The organism is Micromonospora sp. DT63 (assembly GCF_049841615.1).
Lineage (GTDB): Bacteria > Actinomycetota > Actinomycetes > Mycobacteriales > Micromonosporaceae > Micromonospora.
Map to the genome: position 1 here is coordinate 247,110 of NZ_JBNCKQ010000007.1, position 19,692 is coordinate 266,801.

Here is a 19,692-nt window from a genome sequence, read left to right on the forward strand (position 1 = left end):
TCGCCCTCCGCGGCCCCGCCCTCCGGTGTCGGGCCCTGTCGACGGGCGTGTCGGTGCGCTGTCGGCGCGGTGTCAGGCGACCGGCGCACGCTCTGGGACATGACAAGCGATCTGGTGATCGAGGCCGAGGGCCTCGTCAAGACATTCGGGAAGACGAGGGCGCTGCAGGGCGTGGACCTCGCCGTACCCCGGGGGACCGTGCTCGGCGTGCTCGGCCCCAACGGCGCTGGCAAGACCACCGCCGTGCGCATCCTCTCCACGCTGCTCACCCCGGACGCCGGCAGCGCCCGGATCGGCGGCTTCGACGTCGTCCGGGACGCCGAGCGGGTCCGCCAGAGCATCGGCCTCACCGGCCAGTACGCCTCGGTCGACGAGGACCTGACCGGGCGGCAGAACCTGGAGCTGTTCGGGACGCTGCTGGAGCTGGGTCGCGCCGGCGCCCGGCGGCGGGCCACCGAACTGCTGGACTGGTTCGACCTGACCGACGCCGCCAACCGGCCCGCCAAGACCTACTCCGGGGGCATGCGGCGGCGGCTGGACCTGGCCGCCAGCCTGGTCGGCTCGCCGGACGTGATCTTCCTGGACGAGCCGACGACCGGGCTGGACCCGGCCAAGCGCGAGGACATGTGGGACGTGGTCCGGTCACTGGTGACCAACGGCTCGACGGTGCTGCTCACCACCCAGTACCTGGAGGAGGCCGACGCGCTGGCCGACGCGATCACGGTGATCGACCACGGCCGGGTCATCGCGCACGACACGCCCGAAGGGCTCAAGCGGGTCGTCGGCGGACAGACCCTCGAAGTCCGGCCCGCGGACCTGGCGCAGCTCCCCCGGACCGCGGCGATCCTCACCGAGGTCGGCTCCGGCGGGCAGGCCGACGAGATCCGCAAGGGCGTGCTCGCGGTGCCGGTCACCGACGACACGGCCCTGACCGAGAGCGTCGCGCGGTTCGCCGCCGCCGGCATCTCCGTCACCGAACTCTCCCTGCACCTGCCGAGTCTCGACGAGGTGTTCTTCACCCTCACCGGGCGTACGGCAGCCGAGGACGACACCACTTCCCGTACGGAGGTAGCGGCATGAGCACCCTGGTCGGCGCACCACCCACGGCAAGCTCCGCGCTGTCGACGGCCACCCCGAAGCCGCGACCCTTCCGGCTCGTGCGGCACTCGCTGGCCCTGGCCAAACGCAGCCTCATCAAGACCTGGCGTACGCCCGAGGCGCTGATCGACGTCACGCTGCAGCCGGTGCTGTTCCTCATCATCTTCGTCTACATCTTCGGCGGCGCGGTCGCCGGATCCACCCACGACTACCTGCAGTTCCTGCTGCCCGGAATCCTGGCGCAGACCATCGCCACCGGCGCCATCGCGATCGGCGTCAACCTCAACACCGACATCGCCAAGGGCATCTTCGACAGGTTCCGGTCGCTGCCGATCCCCCGCTCCGCACCACTGGTCGGGGCAGTGCTGGGCGACGTCGTCCGGTACGTGATCGTCACGGTCTCGACCCTCGCGATCGGTTACCTGATGGGTTTCCGGATCGACACCGACCCGTTCCGGGCGATCGCCGGTTGCGTGCTCGCGGTGCTGTTCGCGCTCTGCCTGAGCTGGCTGCCGGTCTACGTGTCGATGAAGGTCCGCACCCCCGGCGCCGTGCAGGGCCTGATGTTCGCCCTGATCATGCCGCTGAGCTTCGGGTCGAACGTGTTCGTCGGCACCGACACCCTGCCCGGCTGGATGCAGGCCTTCGTGAACGTCAACCCGATGACCCACCTGGTGGCATCGGTACGCGGACTGTTCCTCGGCACCCCGCTCGACGCGCACGTGTGGTGGACCCTCGCCTGGTGCGCCGGCTTCGTGGCGGTGTTCATGCCGCTGGCGCTGCGCGCGTACCGCAGGAAGATCTAGGCGAGCAGGTCCTCCATCAGCTCGCGGACCCGGGCGACGGCCGCGGCCACCGGCCGGGCCCGCCAGGCGGCCAGCAACGACTCACGCTGCTCCTCGTCACCGAGGGCGGCGTCGAGTCGTTCGCTGCGTCCGCTCGGGAAGAACAGCTCCATGTGCGTCCCGAGCCGCTTCGCGAGCGCGGACAGTTCGCGGGTGGTGGCGACGTCGTCCCGGTACGCGGCGAGGTCCGCGCCGCCGGACGCCCACGCCCCGATCACCGGCAGGTCCTTCGAGTTGAGCGCGTCGTCGCGGGCGAGCGCCAGCAACGTGGCCGCCTGGGCGGCGGCGTCGGTGCCCGACGCCCCCCGCGCCTCGGCGACCCGCAGGTACAGGACCGCCACCGAGGCCCGCAGCATCACGCGCGGCTGCGGTGGCGGGCCGGTCCAGCCGGCAAGGGTGCGGGTCACCTCGCCGGCGTGTACCAGCGCCTCGTCGTAGCGCTCGCGCTGCCAGGCGAGGTGCGCCAGGCCGAGAAGCGCCTGCGCGACGTCCATCTGCTCGGCCTGGCCCGGCGTCGCCGTCTCACCGAGTCGCCGCTCCGCGTCCGCGTCGCCGGTCAGGGCGAGCTGCACGTCCAGCCGCACCCGGATCGACCGCGCGTCCTGCTGGGCGCCGATCATCTCCATGTGCCGGACGCTGCGCGCCAGCCACTCGGCGGACCGCCCCTCCCGGCCCGGGAGCAGGAACTGCCCGACGGCGCCCGCGGCCATCGCCATGCCCCAGTGGTCGCCCGCGACCTCGAAGCGGTGGTACGCCTGCTCGGCGTCCTCGATCGACGCCTCCGGCAGGCCGCTGTTCTCCCGTACCGCCGCGCGCGCGATCAGGCCGAGCGCCTGCACGTACGGGTCCGGGTGCGCGATCATCTCGGTCGCAGTCTTCAGGCTCCGCTCCGGGTCGGACTCGTCGAAGCCGGGCAACGCCAGCGCGAACGCGGTCAGCCGCGGCGACACCTCGGCGGGCCGTTCCGCGAGCAGCGTGCGCAGGGCGCGTCGCGCGAGAACGGCGGGCCGCAGGTCCGCGCTGATGCCGCTGTTCACGCTGATCAGCACGGACGTCCAGGCGAGTCGGTCCGCGTGGGGCAGGGGTCGGCCGCTGGCCCGGCCCCGCAGGATCGCCGAGCGTCGACGCCGCCGCGGCTCGTCGACGTGGAGCAGCCCGCGCGCCCACGCGAGGACCTCCACATGCAGGCCACGCACCGTCCAGAGGTGCAGCAGCGCGGTGGCGACGTCGACGACGGCTGGCTCGTCGTCCTGCGCCAGCGCCCACCGCAGGCCCGCGACCAGGTTGTCCTGCTCGGCGGCGCAACGGTCCAGCGCATCGACCTGGCCGGGACCCACGAGGCGACCGGCGAGCCCGACCGCCTCGTCCCGGGCCCAGCCGACCAGACCGGCCATCGCCCCGCCCCGGTCACCAGCGGCGTCCAGGCGGGCCTCGCCGTACTCCCGGACGGTCTCCAACATCCGGTAGCGGGGCTGCCCGTCCCCCTCGACCAGGGTCAGCAGGGACTGTTCGACGAGCCTCGCCAGACCCCGCCGTACGTCCGGGGTCTGCGCGACAGCGGCGGCGAGGTCCGCGGTGAACGGCGCGGGGATGACCGCGACCCGCGCAAGCAGCGCACGGTCGTCGGGGGCGAGCAGTTCCCGGCTCCAGTCGACCATCGCCCACAGGCTCGCGTGCCGTTCCGGCAGGCCCCGCAGCGCGTCGTCCAGCAGCGCGAACCGGTCGGTCAGCCCGGCGAGCACGTCGTCGATCGGCATGTGCCGCAGTCGCGCGGCGGCCAGTTCGAGGGCCAGCGGCAGGTTGTCGAGCCGGTTGCACAGCGCGAGAGCCCGCGCGGTGTCCCAGGTCGGCACCGCGCCGCCGGCCCGCGCCCGGGACTCGATCAACCCGAGCGCGTCGGCGTCCGGCAGGGCGGTCAGTCGGTGCACCCACTCGCCGGCCAGGCCCAGCGGCGCACGACTGGTCGCGAGCACCGCGACCTCCGGGGAGGTCACCGCGAGCAGGTCGGCGACGACGCCCGCCACCGCGTCGAGGACGTGCTCGCAGTTGTCCAGCACGACCAGCCCGTCGAGATCCGGCGCCAACGCCCGCAGCCGCTCCTCGGGGCTGAGCACCCGCCGTTCCAGGCCCAGGTTGCCGCCGGTCGTCGAGGTGTCCGCGCCACCGAGCGCCGCGAGCACCGTGGGCAGCACCTCGTCGGGCGAGCGCAGCCCGGCCAGCTCGACGACGCGTACCGCCTGCCCGGCCGCCGCCGTGCGCCGCGTGACCTCGGCCGCGAGGCGGGTCTTGCCGGCGCCGCCGACCGCCACGATCGTCACGAGGGCGGACTCGTCGAGCGCCGCGTCCAGGGCCTCGACGTCGCGCTCGCGGCCGACGAGGGCGGTCATCGGCCGGCGCCACGCGGCGGGCAGGGCGATCCGCGCCGGCAGGCGGGGTGGCGCGACGACGGCCGGCGCGGTGAGCTCGCCGCGCAGCAGCGCCAGATGGACCTGGGTGATCACCGGTGCCGGGTCGGTGCCGTAGCGCTCGGCCAGGTCGTCACGGAGGCGCTCGACCACCTCCAACGCCTCCGCCTCCCGCCCCTGCGCGGCGAGCACCCGCACGAGCAGGGCGGCGGACGGCTCGTCCGGGGGCGTCCGGGCGGCGAGCCGGCGCAGGTCCGCCTCGTCGTACGGCCCCGCTCCGGCGAGCGCCGCCTCGGCGCGCAGCGCGGCGACGTCGGCGAACAGGCGGGCGTCCTCGGTGGTGACGATCTCCGGTACCTCGGGGAACAGGGCACGGGCCCGGTCGGCCGAGTCGCGGGCCGCCCGCGCGTCGCCGGTCCGCAGGGCGGCACGCCCGTGATCGAGGAGCGCCCGCGCCTCGACCGCGTCGACGGTGACCTCGTCGGCGGGCAGGCGGTATCCCCCCGGCACCGCCACCACGGGCAGCCCGAGACGGCGTACGCGGGACACGAGCGCCTGCACCGCGCCTGTCGCGTCGTCGGGTGGCGCCCCGTCCCACACCGCGTCCACGAGCAGGCTGGTGGAGACCGCCCGGCCCCGCGCGTCGACGAGTGCGCGCAGCACGGCCGCCAGCCGCTCGCCCCGGACCGGCCGGCCGTCGACGGCGAGGGGGCCGAGGATCGTGATCTGCACGGAACCAGCATCCCCCACGCCGACCACCGCACCGAGCAGGGTGTCGGGCGGCGTGCGGGTCTTCAGGGGTGGGCGGCGCGGCGCGGGATGCGTCCAGGACGGCGTGGTGCGTACAGTTTCGGGTCGGACTTGGGGTGGGCCGGGGGAATCCGGCACAGGAAACGGGACGAGACAACGACGCATGACAGTGGACAAGATTGCCCAAAACGGTCAGGACGGCATTGACCGGAACCGGCTGGAGACCTGTCTCAGCGTCTTCGAGGCGTTGGAGGCCCTTCCGCCCGACCACCCGGACGTGGTGCGGGTGCAGCGGGCCACCGCGAAGCTCTACAAGGTGATCAAGCAGCGGCGACGCGAGGAGCGGCGCGACGCCATCCTCGCGGCCGACCGGGCGGTGACGGAGGCCACGGCCACCGGCGCCCCCGGCCGGATCGACGACGAGACCCAGGGCATCCCCCTCGCCTCCCCCACCACCGGCACGACTGCGGGATTCCTGCACAACCCGCGTGGCTGCTACATCTGCAAGCAGCGCTACCGCGAGGTGGACGCCTTCTACCACCAGCTCTGCCCGACCTGCGCCGCCCTGAACCGGGAACGCCGCGACGCCCGTACCGACCTGACCGGCCGGCGCGCGCTGCTCACCGGCGGCCGAGCCAAGATCGGCATGTACATCGCGCTGCGGCTGCTGCGCGACGGCGCGCACACCACGGTGACCACACGGTTCCCGCACGACGCGGTCCGCCGCTTCGCCGCGATGCCGGACAGCGCGGACTGGCTGCACCGCCTCCGGATCGTCGGAATCGACCTGCGCGACCCCGCCCAGGTGATCGCCCTGGCCGACTCGGTCAGCAGTCAGGGCCCCCTCGACATCCTGATCAACAACGCGGCGCAGACGGTCCGCCGCTCCCCCGGGGCGTACGCCCAGCTCGTCGCCGCCGAGGCCGCGGCGCTGCCGGACGGCCCCCTGCCGGAGCTGATCACGTTCGCCAAGCCGACCGGCCCCGGTGGCCCGGCGGGGAGCCTGACCGCCGGCACCGGGTCGACGGCGCTCACCCCGCACGCGCTCACCGCGTTGGCGTTGACGAGCGGCTCCGCGTCGCCCGAGCGGATCGCGGCGTCCACGGCCATCGACGCCGGCGGTCTGGTGCCGGACCTCGACTCGGTGAACAGCTGGGTCCAGCGGGTGCAGGAGGTCGACCCGGTCGAGCTGCTCGAGGTGCAGCTGTGCAACGTCACCGCGCCGTTCGTGCTGGTCAGCCGGCTACGCCCGGCGATGGCCGCAGCGAAGGCCCGCCGCAAGTACGTGGTGAACGTCTCAGCGATGGAGGGCCAGTTCGGCCGCGGCTACAAGGGCCCCGGGCACCCGCACACCAACATGGCCAAGGCCGCGTTGAACATGCTGACCCGCACCAGCGCCCAGGAGATGCTGACCGACGGCATCCTGATGACAAGCGTCGACACCGGTTGGATCACCGACGAGCGGCCCCACCCGACCAAGATGCGGCTGGCCGACGAGGGGTTCCACGCCCCGCTGGACCTGGTCGACGGCGCGGCCCGGGTGTACGACCCGATCGTCCGCGGCGAGCAGGGCGAGGACCTGTACGGCTGCTTCCTGAAGGACTACGCGCCCTGCGCCTGGTGAACGACGCTCGACGAGGAGAAACACATGTCATCTGACCAGTGGCCGACGCTTGACGAGCTGCAGCGCGAGGAGACCGAGCTGGAGCTCGCGGGCCTGACCGAGACCGACGCGTACGAGCTGGGCGTGCGGGCCGTCACCGCCGCCGCGCAGCGGGGGCTCCCGATCTCCGTGGGCGTGTGGCGGACCGGGCGGCAGTTGTTCCACTGTGGCCTGCCCGGCTCGACGGCGGACAACGACGGGTGGCTGCGCCGCAAGGGGCGCGTGGTGATGCGGTTCGAGCACTCGTCGCTCTACATGGCCCGGCTCTGCCGGGACAAGCAGACGACGCTCACCGAGAAGTTCGGCCTGCCGGCCGCACGCTACGCCGCCGCCGGAGGCGCCGTGCCGCTGCGTGTTCGTGGCACCGGCGTGGTGGGCTGGATGGGCGTCTCCGGCCTTCCGCAGCTGGACGACCACCGCTTTGTCGTCGACATCCTGCGCGGCGACGCGCGCTGACCCCGGGCAACCGCCGGACGCCGCCCGCCCGCCGCACATCGGCGTCGGCGGGCGGCGTCGGCGCGCGTCCGGGTGACCGTCAGCCCGAGCGGCGGTTCGCGCGCAGGGCGCCCAGGATCACGCCGGGTGTGGCCAGCGACAGCGGGTGCTCCCGCAGGGAGACGACCTCGTTGAACCGCCGGGCGGTCGCCACGTCCGTGACTGTCGCCGTGAGGATCTGCCGGCTGACCCAGCTGGAGACCCGGTAGCCGCGCGGGTAGGGACCGTCGACGTGCGGCAACGCCAGGTCGGCGGAGGTCGAGGTCGACCAGGCGGCGTCGACCACGACCTTCTGCAGTGCGAGGAAGTGTCGGGCGGGCTCGCTCAGGTCGGGGTCGGAGCGCAGGTACGCCGACAGGCAGGCCGCGTGCAGGGCCGCAGCCGTCATCCCCTGCCCGTACACCGGGTTGAACGACGCGACGGCGTCACCGACGCTGACGAGTCGCGCCGGGAACCGCCGCAGCGCGTGGAAGTCCCGCCGGCGACTGTCGGCGTGGTGGTAGGTCTGGACGTCGCCGAGCATCTCCTGCCCGGCGACCTCGCCGAACTCCGGCGGGAACTGCTCCCGCAGCCGGCGGACGAAGTCCTGGGCGGTGCGGCCCGGGCGGTCCTTCCCGTAGCCGGCCATCATGGCCATCCACCGGCCGTCCTCGATGGCGAAGAAGGCGGCGCCGGCGATGTCAGTCATGGTCCGCGGCGTGTGCAGGGCGAGGACGACTGTCGTCTCCGGAGACGGCTCGGGGCGGCGGAACAGCGCTGTCGCGTAGTTGAGGTGCACGGCCATCCGACGGGTGGCGGGCCGTTCCCAGCCGGCCTGCTCCAGCCACTCGGAGAGCCGGCTGGACCGCCCCATGGCGTCCACCACGAGGTCGGCGCCCTCGACGCCGGGCACCTGACCGGCCTCGTAGCGGACGCCGGTGACCGCGTCGCCGTCGCACACGAGACCCGTGGCACGGGCGGTGACCGTCTTGACGTTGGGCAGTCGGAGCACCTGCTGACGGATCAGCCCCTCCAGCAGCGGCCGGCTGCCGGCGAGGCTGTCGTCGTCGTCGGGTACGACCACCTTCCGTCGGCCGTCGAGGTAGCTGCGCCGGGCGGCCGGCGGCGCCTCGATCGCCCCGTGGGCCAGCGCCTGCTGGCGGAACCCGGGGAACAGCTGCTCGAGCTGGAGCAGGCCGCCGGGCAGCAGCGCGTGCAGTTGCGTCCCCTGTGGCACGCCGGGTCGGGCGCCGCTGAGCTGCGGGTCGTCCCGGTCGAGAAGGAGCACGCTTTCCGCGTGGTCGGACAGGACCCGGGCGGCCAGGAGGCCGGCGACACTGCCGCCGACCACCACCGCCTTACCCAGGCGCGGAGTGGGTTGGTCGGGGGGTCGCACGGCGTTCAACGCGGCGAAGACCCGAACCGGGGAGAGGGACATCGTGCTCTCCAAGGGGTACGAGGTGTGGCACCGATCGTTGCACAGCGTCGAGCTCCGACCGTCGCCCCGACACGTCCGCCCAGGTGTCGGATACCGACATGCCGCTGGACGCGGTCGGCGCACCCCGACCGGCGAACAGGCCGTCAGCCCGCGACGACGGCCGGTTCCCGGTCGCGGCGGCGTCCGGCGGTGAAGCTGACGATTCCCAGGCCCAGCCCGACGACCGCCAGGACCAGGCCGACCCGCGCCGGCGCGAGGTAGCCGAGCCCGGCGGCGATGGCGACGCTGCCCAGGGCCGCGCCCAGGCTGTTGGCGATGTTCATGGCGGACTGGTTGAGCGCCGCGCCCATCAGTTGGGCGCCGGGGGCGACAGTGATCAGGCGTGCCTGCAGGACCGGACCGAGGTAGAGGCTCGTCGCGCCGACCAGGAACGCGCCCACGAACAGGCCCACGCGGTTCGACGCGACGAGGCTGAACACACCGATGCTGACGATCATGGCGATGAAGCCGATCATCATGCTGCGGCGCAGGTCCCGGTCGGCGAGCCAGCCGCCCAGGGCGTTGCCGACTGTCATGCCGAGACCCACGGCGACCAGCACCCACGGGACGGTCGCGGCGGAGAGGCCGGCGACGTCGGTGGTGACCGGCGCGATGTAGGAGTCGACGGCGAAGAACCCGGCGAAGCCGATCGCTCCGGTGGCCGCGACCAGCCAGACCTGCGGGGTCCGCAGGGAGCGCAGTTCGGCGGCCGGCGAGCCGTCCGCCGCCGCGGCGACCTCCGGGACGACCGCCAGCACCGCCAGCAGCGTGAGCAGGAAGACCCCGGCGATCACCAGGTACGCCGCACGCCAGCCGGCCGCCTGGCCGAGCCGGGTGATCAGCGGTACGCCCACCACGTTGCTCACCGTCAGCCCACCGAGCACGGTGGCGAAGCCCCGGGCCTCGTTGCCGGGGCCCATCAGGGTCGCCGCGAGCAGGCCGGCCGCACCGAAGTACGCGCCGTGCGGCAGCCCCGCGACGAACCGCGCCACCAGCACCAGCTCGAAGTTCGGGGCGGTCGCGGAGGCGATCGTGCCGACGGCGAAGAGGACGAGCAGCCCGAGCACGAGCTTGCGGCGCGGCAGGCGCGCGCTGAGGGCGGCGATCAGCGGGGCGCCGACGACCACGCCCAGCGCGTACGCGGTGATCATCCAACCGGCCTGGGCCACCGCGTCCGACGACGATCGGGCGTACTCCTGCGGGAGCAGGCCGCGGGCCATCTCGGGTAGCAGACCCATCGCCACGAACTCCGTCAGGCCGACCGCCACGCCGCCCAGGGCCAGGGCCGCCAGCGCCGCCAGGCGCTGACCTCTGCTCAGTCCGTTCACCGGGCGAATTTAGCAACAGCGTTGCGTAATAGGCTGGTGAGATGACGCGCACCACAGCCGACGTGACGTTCCTGCGCGGATACAACCAGGCGCTCGTCCTGGCCGTGGGGCGTACCGTGCGGACGTTCGAGCGGTCGACGGTCGTCGACGCCACCGGCCTCACACCGCAGGCGGTTTCCAAGGTCATCGCCCGCCTGGCCGCCGACGGGCTGATCCGCCCCGCCGGCGTCCGCCGCCTGGGCATCGGCAAACCCGCGGTCGTCTACGAGCTGGTCCCCGACAGCCGGTACGCCATCGGTGCGCACGTCGCCCGACGCACGCTGCGGCTGGTCCTGGTCGATCTGGCCGGCACCGTGCGCCACTCCACCGTCAACCCGCTGCCCGACGACTTCACCCCGGAGCACCTCCTCGACGCCCTGCGGGTCGGCGTCGACGCGATCACCGCCGGCGACGACCTGCGCGGGCGGCTGACCGGGGTGGGTCTCGGCATGATCGGGCCGCTCGACCACGCCAACGGGCTGGTCCGGGACGCGCACGGCCTGCGGCACTGGCACGACGTACCGCTGCGTGAGCTGGCCGAGGCGCACCTGGGGCTACCGGTGCACCTGGACAAGGACGTGACCGCCGGGATCACGGCCGAGGCGTGGCGGCACGGCGCGACGTTCGGCGACGCGGCGCTCATCATGGTCGAATCCGGCATCGGCGGTGGCTTCTGGCTGGGCGGCGCCGCCCACCGGGGCGCGCACACCAATGCCGGCGAGTTCGGGCACACGGTCGTCGACCTGGACGGGCCCCGCTGCGTCTGCGGACGCCACGGCTGCCTGGAGGTCGTGCACCTGCGCGCCGCGGAGGCGGGAGACGTCGCCCGCGCGGCCCGCGTCCTGGCCGTCGGCGTCGTCAACCTGCTCCAGACCCTCGACCTCGCCCACGTGGTGCTGGCCGGCGCGGATCTGCTGCGCCACGCGGAGGACTACCGCGCCGCGGTCGAGCGGGCCGTCCGCACCGACGTGCCGCGCGCGGACTGGCTGACGCCGACGGTGACCCTGTCCGGGCTGGGCGCGGACGTCATCGCCGCCGGGGCCGCGATGCAGGTGCTCGACCAGCTCTACGGCATCCCCGACCTGACCCTCGGCGCCCCGCTCACGATCGCTCGACGGACCTCATTGCGGACGGCCGGAGCGTAGGGCGGTCACCGTGGGTCGGCGTCCGTGTGGACGCAGCCGCTGGCCGGGCTCTCGCTGGCGCTGATCACCGCGTCGAGTCGGTCCCTGACCTGGACGAGTTGGTCGATCTGTCGGGTGATGCGGTCGCGTTCGCCGTTCAGCAGGGCACGCGACTGCGGGGTGTTGACCTTGGCGTCGACGCAGGGCAGCAGATCCAGGATCGTCCGGCTGGACAGGCCCGCGGCGTACAACGTCTGGATGAGCTGGACCCGATCCAGCGCCTTCTCGTCGTAGTGGCGCTGGCCGCCGCCGCTGCGCTCGGGGATCAGCAGCGACTGCTCCTCGTAGTAACGCAGGGCGCGCACCGACACACCCGTGCTGGTGGCGAGTTCCCCGATCCGCACGACCACTCCCCCACTGCCGGTGACAGCCGCCACACAACCTTGTCCCTCACGTCCACGTCAGGTTTTAGCGTAGGCCGCGTACCAGTCCTCGTCCAACCCCAGCGGAGGCATCATGCGGATCTCGGGCTCGATCGCGCTGGTCACCGGCGCCAACCGTGGCATCGGCCGGCACTTCACCCACCTACTCCTCGAACGCGGCGCGGCGAAGGTGTACGCCACGGCCCGCGACCCCGAACAGATCGACATCCCCGGCGTCGAGAGGCTGCGCCTGGACATCACCGACCCGCAGGCGGTGCGGGACGCCGCAGCGGTCGCTTCCGACGTGACCCTGCTCGTCAACAACGCCGGAATCACCACCCGGACCAATCTCGTCACCGGCGACCTACGCCTGGTCCGATCCGAGATGGACACCAACTTCTACGGCACCCTCGACATGGTGCGCGCGTTCGCCCCGGTTCTGGGCGCCAACGGCGGCGGCGCCATCCTCAACGTCCTGTCGGCGTTGTCGTGGTTCTCCTACGACGGGGCGAACGCCTACAGCGCCGCCAAGGCGGCCGAGTGGAGCCTGACCAACGGCGTCCGGCTCGAACTGGCCGCGCAGGGCACGCTGGTGACCGGGCTGCACCTGGGCGCCGCCGACACCGACATGATGGCGGACTACGACGGCGTCAAGATGAACCCCGCCGACGTCGTCCGCGCCGCCCTCGACGGCATCGAGGCCGGCCAGCTCGAGGTGCTCGCCGACGAGTGGAGCGCTCACGTCAAGGCGTCCCTCGCCGGCGATCCGAGCGCGTTCTACGGCACGGCCGTCGCCGGCTGACACGCCACGACGGCGGCGGCCGGCCACCCCGACGTGACCGGCCGTCGCCGCGCGCCGCAGTCGGAGCCGGGCAGGACCGGCGGGCAGTCGGGGGCCTCACATACCGGTCGGCTCGGGAGCGTCGCTGCGCGGGTGCGCCAGGACGAACCGCTGCACTGCCGCGCCGCTGACCGTGGCACAGAACTGCCGGTACCCGGCCTGCGCACCCCAGTGCGACAGTGCGAGGGGCCGGCCGGCCGGGAACGCCCCGTAGTCGAGGTCCCACGGCGCGACCACGAACCTGCCGCCGTAGCTGTCGTCGCCGAACGTCCGGGCCAACGCCCGCAGTGCCTCGATCTGGTCGGGGGCGAGCGGTTCGACGTACCACAGCACGGTGTAGCCGTGTTCCAGGTTGTGGACCAGTGTCTCGATGGGCGGGCGGTCACGGGCGACATAGAAGCGGCGCACGGTCGGGGCGGGCACCACGAAGTGCGGCCCGGACGACGGTGGGACCAGGTCGTACCGGACGCGGGTGACGTACGGCTCGGCGGTCCCCGGGCCGACGTGCAGGCCCGCGCCACTGATCCGGTCGGTCAGCTCCGGATCACAGCCGGCCCGGTCGGCGTCGACCCCGATCGCGGCGGCCGGTCGGCGGGAGGCCGGGTCGGCGTACGCGCGCAGGAACGGGGTGGCCGCCACCACGAGCAGGACGGCGCCGAGCGCGGTGACCGCCGCGGCGATTCTCGGCCCGTACCCGGAGCGTGCCTCAGCCACGGCCCACTCCCTGCGCCCGCAGGTGGGCGGCGGTCCACTCCAGCACCGTCTCCACCGGTGGCATCCCCCGGCCGGCGAGGGTGCCGGTGCTCAGCGCGAGCACGGGAACGGGCGGCACGACGCCGTACCCGTCGGCGCGCAACCGCGCCACGTTGCGCTGCACGGCGGGTCGCTGCCACATCGCGGCGTTCATCGACGGCACCAGCACGACGGGAGCGGCGGCGGCCAGCACGCAGGTGGCGACCAGGGTGTCGGCGATTCCCAGGGCGGCCTTGGCCAGGGTGTTGGCGGTGGCGGGCAGGACGAGCACCAGATCCGCCCACCCCGTCAGGGTCAGGTGCGTGACCTCGCTGGTCGCCTCCTCGTCGGTCAGCGCCGGGTGTCCGGTCAGGAGGGCGAACGACGCGGCCGGGACGAAGCGGGCGGCGGCGGGAGTGAGCACGACCCGCACGTCGAGTCCCAACGCGTGGCGCATCACCATGATCGACTGAGGCAGTGTCAGCACATCCGCGGATCCGCAGGCGGCGACGAGGATCCGCCGCGCCGGGAACGCCTGCGGGTCGTCGGCGGAGACCTCCGGGCGCTGCGGCGCCCCGGTCACGGTACGGGTGTCCATGCGTCGCCTCCTGCGTGGGCGGGTTCGTCATCGGTCAACTGGCAGCGGACCAGGTCGGCGTACACGCCCCCGGCCCGCAGCAGGTCGTCGTGCCGGCCGCGCTCCACGAGCCGGCCATCGGCGACGACGAGGATCTGGTCGGCGTTACGGACGGTGCTCAGCCGGTGGGCCACGACGATCCGGGTGCAGCGCATCGCCGAGATCGCCTCGTCGACGCGCCGCTCGGTTGCCACGTCGAGGTGGCTGGTCGCCTCGTCGAGCAGCAGCACGGCGGGCTGGCCCGCCAGGGCCCGCGCGATGGACAGCCGCTGCCGCTGCCCACCCGAGAGCGCCTGGCCCCGCTCGGCGACCTGGGTGTCGTAGCCCATCGGCATCGCCGCGATGTCCTCGTCGATGGCGGCGGCCTCGGCGGCCGCCCGGATCGCCGGCATGCCGACACCCGGATGCACCAGGCTGATGTTGCGCCGGATGGAGTCGCGGAACAGGTAGCTCTCCTGCAACACCACCCCGAACTGGCGGCGCAGAGCTGTCGGGTCGATGCGCGACAGGGGCACCCCGTCGAACAGGATCTCCCCGCCGGTGGGCCGGTAGAGGCCGGTCAGCAGCATGGCCAGGGTGCTCTTGCCGCTGCCCGAGGGCCCCACCACCGCGACCTTCTCCCCCGGTGCGACGTCGAAGGAGATGTCCCGCAGCACCGGTGCCGCGCCACCGTCGTAGCGGAAGCTCAGGTCGCGGACGGTGATCCGGCCGGTGAGGCGGGGCGTCGGCAGGTCGGGGTCCCCGGCGGGCTCCGGCCGGGCGGCGAAGACGTCCCGCAGGCGCTGCAGGTGCGACACGACCGACTGGAGCACCTGCGCGCTGCTCACCAGTGAGGCCAACGGGGTGAGCGCGGACAACGCCAACGCCTGCAGGCCCAGTGTCGCACCGAGGCCGGCGCCCTCGAAGAGCCGGCCGGTGCCGAGCCACAGCAACGCCAGCGGCCCGGCGAGTTGGACGCTCGCGGTGATGTTGGCGACCGTTGCCGAGAGCCGGTTCTGGGCGATGTCGGCGTCCAGCGCTGTGGTGTAGCGGCGCAGCCAACCGTCGTACACCTGCCGTTCGGCGCCCATCGACTTGACCGTCGCGATGCCCGACAGCGCCTCCATCAACGCGCTCTCCGCGTCGGCCTGCACGGTGAGGTGCCGCTGGGTCAGCCGCAGCAGCCGACCGTTGACGAGCGCGACGGCCACCACCTGGACGACACCGATCGCGGCGGCGAGCCCGGCGAAGGTGAGGTCCCTGGCCACCAGCACCGCGAAGTACGCGATCACCAGCACACCGTCGATCACCGCCGTCAGCACCTGGGTGGTGACCAGTTCGCGCAGCAGGATGCTGCTGGACAACCGCTGCATCAGGTCGCCGCCGGCCCGCTGCTGGAAGAACGCGTACGGCAGCCGCAGCAGGTGCCCGAACAGGCGGGTCATCAGCGCGGCGTCCACACTGGCCTGCAACGTGACCAGGAGCCGGGAGCGCAGATAGGCCACGCCGAACTGGGTGAGCACCAGCGCCGCGATGCCCAACGCCAGGTACGGCATGAGGCCGGTCTCCCGGGCCGGCATGATCTGGTCGAAGGCGACAGTCGTGGCCAACGGCAGGGCCAGTCCCAGGGTCTGGAGCACCAGGGAGACGCCGAACGCCGTGCCCAGCCGGGGCAGGAAGGGCCGCAGCAGCGGGTGCGCGCGCCGCCAACGGGCCAGCGGGCCGGGCCGGGAGACGGCGGGCTCGGGCACGGCCTCGGGATCGGGGGTGAAGGTCAGCACCGTGCCGCTGAAGCCGGCCGCGAACTCGGCGGCGCTGAGCAGCCGACGCCCGAGCGCCGGGTCGACGAGCCGCACACCTCGCGCGCCGACGTGTTCCACCACGACGAAGTGGGAGTCCTCCCAGTGGGCGACGGCCGGCAGGGGCAGCTGCGCGACCTGGGCGGCGTCGGCGCGGAACGCGCGGGCCCGCAACCCGAACCGGGAGGACGCGGTCAGCAGCGCCCGCGCGGTGACGCCGTCGCGGCCGATGTCGAGCCCCTCGCGCACCCGGGCCAGCGAGGCGCGTACGCCGTGCCGGCGGGCGATCATGGCCAGGCACGCGGCGCCGCAGTCGGTGTCGGTCATCTGCATCACCAGCGGCACCCGCTGCCGGCGCCACCACGCCCGGGCGCTGGTCAGGCGGCCCACTGTCGCCTCCGGACGCCGAGCGCGCCGGTGCGCGCGTCCGCCGGTGGTGCCAGCACGAGAACCGACGGCACCCGCTCGGGTGCGGCCAGCCGCAGCAGGGCGAGCCCGATCCCCGACAGGCCGGTCATCAGCTCCGGCGTGGCGAGGGCCGTCGGGTTGGCACAGCGCCAGCCACCGCCGAGGCCGTCGCGCAGCACCGCCGCCGCGGGCGCCGCCGCCTGCTGGGGGACGGCCGTCAGCAGCAGGTCGAGGTTGCCGAGGTCGCCGTGGCACAGCGAGTGGTTACGACCGAAGCCGGTGGCGAGCGTCGTCCGGACGGCCGTGTCGATCTCCGCGTCCAGGCCCTCGTCGGGGCCGAGGGCGTCGCGCAGCAGCAGCCGCGACAGCCCCACCCCGGGGGCACCGTGGCACCAGGTGACGGTGCTCTCCCCCGGCCGGCGCAGGTCAGCCCAGTTCGCCAGCTCAGGGCGGAACAAACTGCTGTCGTACGCGAGCACGCGGGCCGCCGCGTCGGTGTAGCCGGGATCGCCGGTCACCTGCCCGGCCCGGGCCAGCGCGGCGGCGATGCCCGCGGAGCCGTGCGACAGTCCGCCGAGGGGGTCGCCGGAGGCACCGCGGGCCGGGTGCGGGTAGCGCTCGGCGGCGGCGCGAAGTCGCGCGGCGGCGGCGCTCAGGGCGGGCTCGACCCGGTCGGGGTCCAGACCCGCGCCGGAGACGGCGAGGACGGCGCCGGCGTACCCGTCGACGAGGTCGACGGCCTGCTCGCTGGCGGCCAGCGTGACGATCCGCGCCAGCGCCACGTCGACCGCCGGCGCGAACCGGTCGGTCCGCCACAGCGCTCCGAGGTGCCCGAAGGTGTACAGCAGGCCCGACCAACCGGTGAACGCGCCGATCCGGTCGCCGGGAATCCGCTGGTCGAGGACGCGGGCGGCCAGCCCGGCAGCCGCCCGGGCGGCGAGGTCGGTGAATCGCCGTGCACCGGTGAGTCGGCCGGCGTGGGCCAGGAAGAGCGCCACGCCCGCGACGCCGTCGTAGAGGTGCGGGCCGAGCGGCGTCGGCGCCCACCGGCCCGGGTCGGTGGTCGAGGGCGTGAGCCCGAACCAGGTCGGCTCGGCACCTGCGCTGGCGAGACCGGCGACCACGTCCGCGACCTCGGCCGCGGCGGCCAGGTAGGCCGCCGGCGCGGGTGTCGGCACGGGCGGCAGCTCCGCCAGCCGCCAGCGCACCCGCGCGTGGGGCGCGTCGGTGGCGTCCACCCGGGTGGTGAAGGCGGCCTCGATCAGCCAGCGCTGCCGCGTCAGGTCGGCCGGTCCGAGCCGGGCGAGCCGGCGACGCGCCTCGTCGAGCCCGGATCGGGCCAGCAGGCCCGGCAGTCGCTGCCCCCGGCTGCTCCAGAGGTCCCGCGAGTCCACCCGGGTGGTGAACATCGGCACGTCGCGGCGGGCCAGGTCGGCGCGCTCCGCCCCGACGGTGGCCGCCAGCATCGGCAGTTCCGCCACCCCCGACCAGAGCCAGTCGTACAGCCGCTCGGTGTCCAGGCCGTCCTGCAGCGCGTCGGTGTGCAGCGCCGCGTCGCGCAGCCGCAGGTACGTGCGGGTGGGGCGGAGCACGACACGGATCTCGTCGGCGGCGAACGCGGTGAGCGGCCCGTGCGGGGCCAGCAGATCGTCGCGGACGGCGACGAGGAGGCGCGTCATCGACTCGAACCCCCGCACCACCTGCGGCAGGTGCTCGGCGACGTCGGTCGCCGCGCCGGCGGTGGCGAGGTTCTGCCGGTCCTGCTCGTCGTGGTGGTGACCGGGAGCGCACAGTCGCATCTCGTCGGTCCCCTCGGCCTGCCACGCCGAGCAGTTGCAGCCGTCTCCGAGCGGTCCGGCGGCCTCGTCGGCGCGCGGCAGCAGGCCGACCGCGAGCACCGAGTCGGCGATCGCGTCGCCGCCCCGAAAGCTCGTGGACCGGACGACCGCCGGGGTGAACACGGTCTCCAGGTCGATCAGGACCGGATGCTCACCGTGGGCGACCACGTTCTCCTGGTGGCAGTCGGTGGCGCCGATGGCCTGCAACAGGGCCAGCAGGGCCCCGAAGCGGTAGGCGTAGCGGCGCTGACCGGCCGTCGTGGCGGCGGCGCGCGTGTCGACGTACGCGGCCCAGCCGTACTCGCCGCGCGGCAGCACGGTGAAGGTGTGCAGGTCGGCGCCGCGGTCGTTGAGCCAGGCCAGCAGCTGCTGGAACCGGGCCTCGACGGCGATCGGGCGGGGCTTGTAGACCAGCCGCAGCCCACTGTCGAACGTCGCCACCAGCACCCGGCGGCCGTCGCGGTGCGGATCGCCGGTCCCCTCGACCTCGACCAGGCGACCGATCGGGGCACCGGAGTGGAAGGTCGCCGCGAGCGTCGGCGCGTCGGCGCGGAGCCGGTGCAGGAACTCGACGGTCCGCTCGGCCCAGGCGCGGGTCAGCCCGTACGCCTGCCGGGCCAGGACCGGGTAGTCGGCCAGCAGGTCCAGCGCCGCCCCGGAAGCGCGGTACCTGCCGAAGAACGCCATGAAGCGCTCCTGCGGAGTCTTTTCGGACGACGTGCCGTGCAGCCGGTCGATGTTGAGTTCCAGGACGACGGCCCGGCTCAGGAGCACGACCAGCTCGTCGAGCAGGCCGGTCAGTCCGAGCCGGTCCGCGTCGGCGGGCAGCGGCACGGCGTCGCCGGCGAGGTCGCGAGTCCGACGTGCCACCTGGGCGCGGGCCTGTGCGACCAGGGGCGCCACCAGGACGAGACAGGCGTCGAGTGGGCGACCGGGCAGCAGGTCGGGGCCGATCTCCCCGTCCGCCGCTCGCGTGTAGCAGGCCAGCAGGTCGTCGATCCAGGCCGGCGTCCCGTGCAGACGTGCGGCGAGCAGCTCGGGCGTCTCGTCGAGCAGAGCGAGGAGCACCTGCTCGTCGATACCCTCCGCCGTCAGCCGGCTTCGCCAGTCCTCGTCGTCGGTGAACGCGCCGGCGGTGCGCCACCGCGACAGCCGCCACCGCGACCGCTCGCCGGGCAGCGACGCCGTCGGCGCGGGCGCGGCCAGCCGTTCGGCGATGCTCAGCGCGGCCAGGAGGCGCTGCTCGACGCGGGCGCTCGGGTCGTCGGTGGCGCGGTGCGGGTGTTCGGACATGCGGGGCTCCCGTGGCGGTGGTTGGGCGGAACGACGGGGTCCGGGCCAGGCCCGGACCCCGTGCGGACCCGAGGGTTCGAAATCAGCAGACGCAGTGGCAGCACGCGTTGGTGTGGCCGCCGGTCGCGGCGGCGCCGCCGGCCACGGTCTCCAACTGGTCGCGGTCCAGCTCGACCAGACCGGCCGGGTGGGTCTCGACGGCCTCGGGCGAGGCGGCGCGGCGGTACTCGTCCTTCCAGCTGCTGACGATGTCGGTGATGGACATTCGTGGCTCCTTTCGCGACGACCGTCGGCCTGTCCGGCGGTCGCTTGCAGAAATCAGCCTGCGGGCGGCGGGGGTGCCGGCACATGAGTAGCGGCTACCTCATCCCGGGCCGGTCGTGTCACGCGGACGACAACCGAACCGTGGGTTCGGGGCGTCAGGTGTGCAGGCATGTCTGGAAGCTGACGGCGCCACCGGGCGGGGGTGTGTGAGGGTGGGGCCCGCGCCACCCAGACCGCCGCGGTACACACGGTCCGGCCAAGCGAGCGGATCGAGGA

At 73.8% G+C, this 19,692-nt stretch carries 15 protein-coding genes; 6 read left to right on the top strand and 9 right to left on the bottom strand.

From position 1 onward, the window contains the following. Positions 1-99: 99 nt before the first annotated feature. Both ACLQ27_RS25080 and ACLQ27_RS25085 read left to right on the top strand, forming a co-directional pair. Positions 100-1,080, top strand: a complete 981-nt coding sequence (locus ACLQ27_RS25080) for an ATP-binding cassette domain-containing protein (RefSeq protein WP_234581727.1) — start codon at positions 100-102, stop codon at positions 1,078-1,080. Beyond that, on the top strand, positions 1,077-1,904 hold the full coding sequence (locus ACLQ27_RS25085) for an ABC transporter permease (RefSeq protein ID WP_357489636.1): 828 nt from the start codon (positions 1,077-1,079) through the stop codon (positions 1,902-1,904). The genes ACLQ27_RS25080 and ACLQ27_RS25085 overlap by 4 nt, the downstream gene beginning before the upstream one ends. Here ACLQ27_RS25085 and ACLQ27_RS25090 read toward each other — a convergent pair. Then, positions 1,901-5,080, bottom strand: coding sequence for a BTAD domain-containing putative transcriptional regulator (locus tag ACLQ27_RS25090; protein ID WP_425868939.1), 3,180 nt, complete (start codon positions 5,078-5,080; stop codon positions 1,901-1,903). The two genes, ACLQ27_RS25085 and ACLQ27_RS25090, sit on opposite strands and share 4 nt — an antisense overlap. 181 nt (positions 5,081-5,261) lie before the next feature. On the opposite strand from ACLQ27_RS25090, the gene ACLQ27_RS25095 reads away from it, so the two are divergent. Together ACLQ27_RS25095 and ACLQ27_RS25100 are read left to right on the top strand one after the other, a co-directional pair. Beyond that, positions 5,262-6,722 (top strand): SDR family NAD(P)-dependent oxidoreductase, encoded by a 1,461-nt coding sequence (locus ACLQ27_RS25095; RefSeq protein WP_357489632.1) that lies wholly within the window; start codon positions 5,262-5,264, stop codon positions 6,720-6,722. A 24-nt stretch (positions 6,723-6,746) separates the two neighbouring features. After that, positions 6,747-7,217 carry a heme-degrading domain-containing protein gene (locus ACLQ27_RS25100; RefSeq protein ID WP_357489630.1) on the top strand — a complete coding sequence of 157 codons (471 nt, stop codon included), beginning with the start codon at positions 6,747-6,749 and terminating at the stop codon, positions 7,215-7,217. 79 nt (positions 7,218-7,296) lie between these two features. On the opposite strand, the gene ACLQ27_RS25105 is transcribed toward ACLQ27_RS25100, so the two are convergent. Both ACLQ27_RS25105 and ACLQ27_RS25110 read right to left on the bottom strand, forming a co-directional pair. After that, entirely contained in the window at positions 7,297-8,673 is a 1,377-nt protein-coding gene (locus ACLQ27_RS25105; RefSeq protein WP_357489628.1) for an FAD-dependent oxidoreductase, read from the bottom strand. Between the two features lie 143 nt (positions 8,674-8,816). Further along, positions 8,817-10,040, bottom strand: a complete 1,224-nt coding sequence (locus tag ACLQ27_RS25110; RefSeq protein ID WP_357489626.1) for an MFS transporter — start codon at positions 10,038-10,040, stop codon at positions 8,817-8,819. Positions 10,041-10,081: 41 nt separating this feature from the next. Here ACLQ27_RS25110 and ACLQ27_RS25115 point away from each other — a divergent pair, with 41 nt between their 5' ends. Next, on the top strand, positions 10,082-11,224 hold the full coding sequence (locus ACLQ27_RS25115) for an ROK family protein (protein WP_357489624.1): 1,143 nt from the start codon (positions 10,082-10,084) through the stop codon (positions 11,222-11,224). 5 nt (positions 11,225-11,229) lie between these two features. Here the strand turns inward: ACLQ27_RS25115 and ACLQ27_RS25120 are convergent, their stop codons facing one another. Further along, on the bottom strand, positions 11,230-11,607 hold the full coding sequence (locus tag ACLQ27_RS25120; RefSeq protein ID WP_357489622.1) for a MerR family transcriptional regulator: 378 nt from the start codon (positions 11,605-11,607) through the stop codon (positions 11,230-11,232). A 112-nt stretch (positions 11,608-11,719) separates the two neighbouring features. Here ACLQ27_RS25120 and ACLQ27_RS25125 point away from each other — a divergent pair, with 112 nt between their 5' ends. Continuing rightward, positions 11,720-12,427 carry an SDR family oxidoreductase gene (locus ACLQ27_RS25125; RefSeq protein WP_357489621.1) on the top strand — a complete coding sequence of 236 codons (708 nt, stop codon included), beginning with the start codon at positions 11,720-11,722 and terminating at the stop codon, positions 12,425-12,427. 96 nt (positions 12,428-12,523) lie between these two features. Here the strand turns inward: ACLQ27_RS25125 and ACLQ27_RS25130 are convergent, their stop codons facing one another. From ACLQ27_RS25130 to ACLQ27_RS25150, 5 genes are all read right to left on the bottom strand, one after another. Continuing rightward, entirely contained in the window at positions 12,524-13,180 is a 657-nt protein-coding gene (locus ACLQ27_RS25130; protein WP_425868943.1) for a DUF3105 domain-containing protein, read from the bottom strand. Beyond that, the gene (locus ACLQ27_RS25135) at positions 13,173-13,796 is read right to left on the bottom strand and encodes a flavoprotein (protein WP_357489618.1); all 624 of its coding nucleotides are present in this window, start codon (positions 13,794-13,796) and stop codon (positions 13,173-13,175) included. The genes ACLQ27_RS25130 and ACLQ27_RS25135 overlap by 8 nt, the downstream gene beginning before the upstream one ends. Further along, a complete protein-coding gene (locus tag ACLQ27_RS25140; RefSeq protein ID WP_357489616.1) occupies positions 13,778-16,003 on the bottom strand; it encodes a peptidase domain-containing ABC transporter in 2,226 nt (741 codons plus the stop codon). The genes ACLQ27_RS25135 and ACLQ27_RS25140 overlap by 19 nt, the downstream gene beginning before the upstream one ends. Then, on the bottom strand, positions 15,991-19,152 hold the full coding sequence (locus ACLQ27_RS25145) for a type 2 lanthipeptide synthetase LanM family protein (protein WP_425868945.1): 3,162 nt from the start codon (positions 19,150-19,152) through the stop codon (positions 15,991-15,993). The genes ACLQ27_RS25140 and ACLQ27_RS25145 overlap by 13 nt, the downstream gene beginning before the upstream one ends. 82 nt (positions 19,153-19,234) lie before the next feature. Beyond that, the gene (locus ACLQ27_RS25150; RefSeq protein ID WP_357489613.1) at positions 19,235-19,417 is read right to left on the bottom strand and encodes a mersacidin/lichenicidin family type 2 lantibiotic; all 183 of its coding nucleotides are present in this window, start codon (positions 19,415-19,417) and stop codon (positions 19,235-19,237) included. Positions 19,418-19,692: the final 275 nt, after the last annotated feature.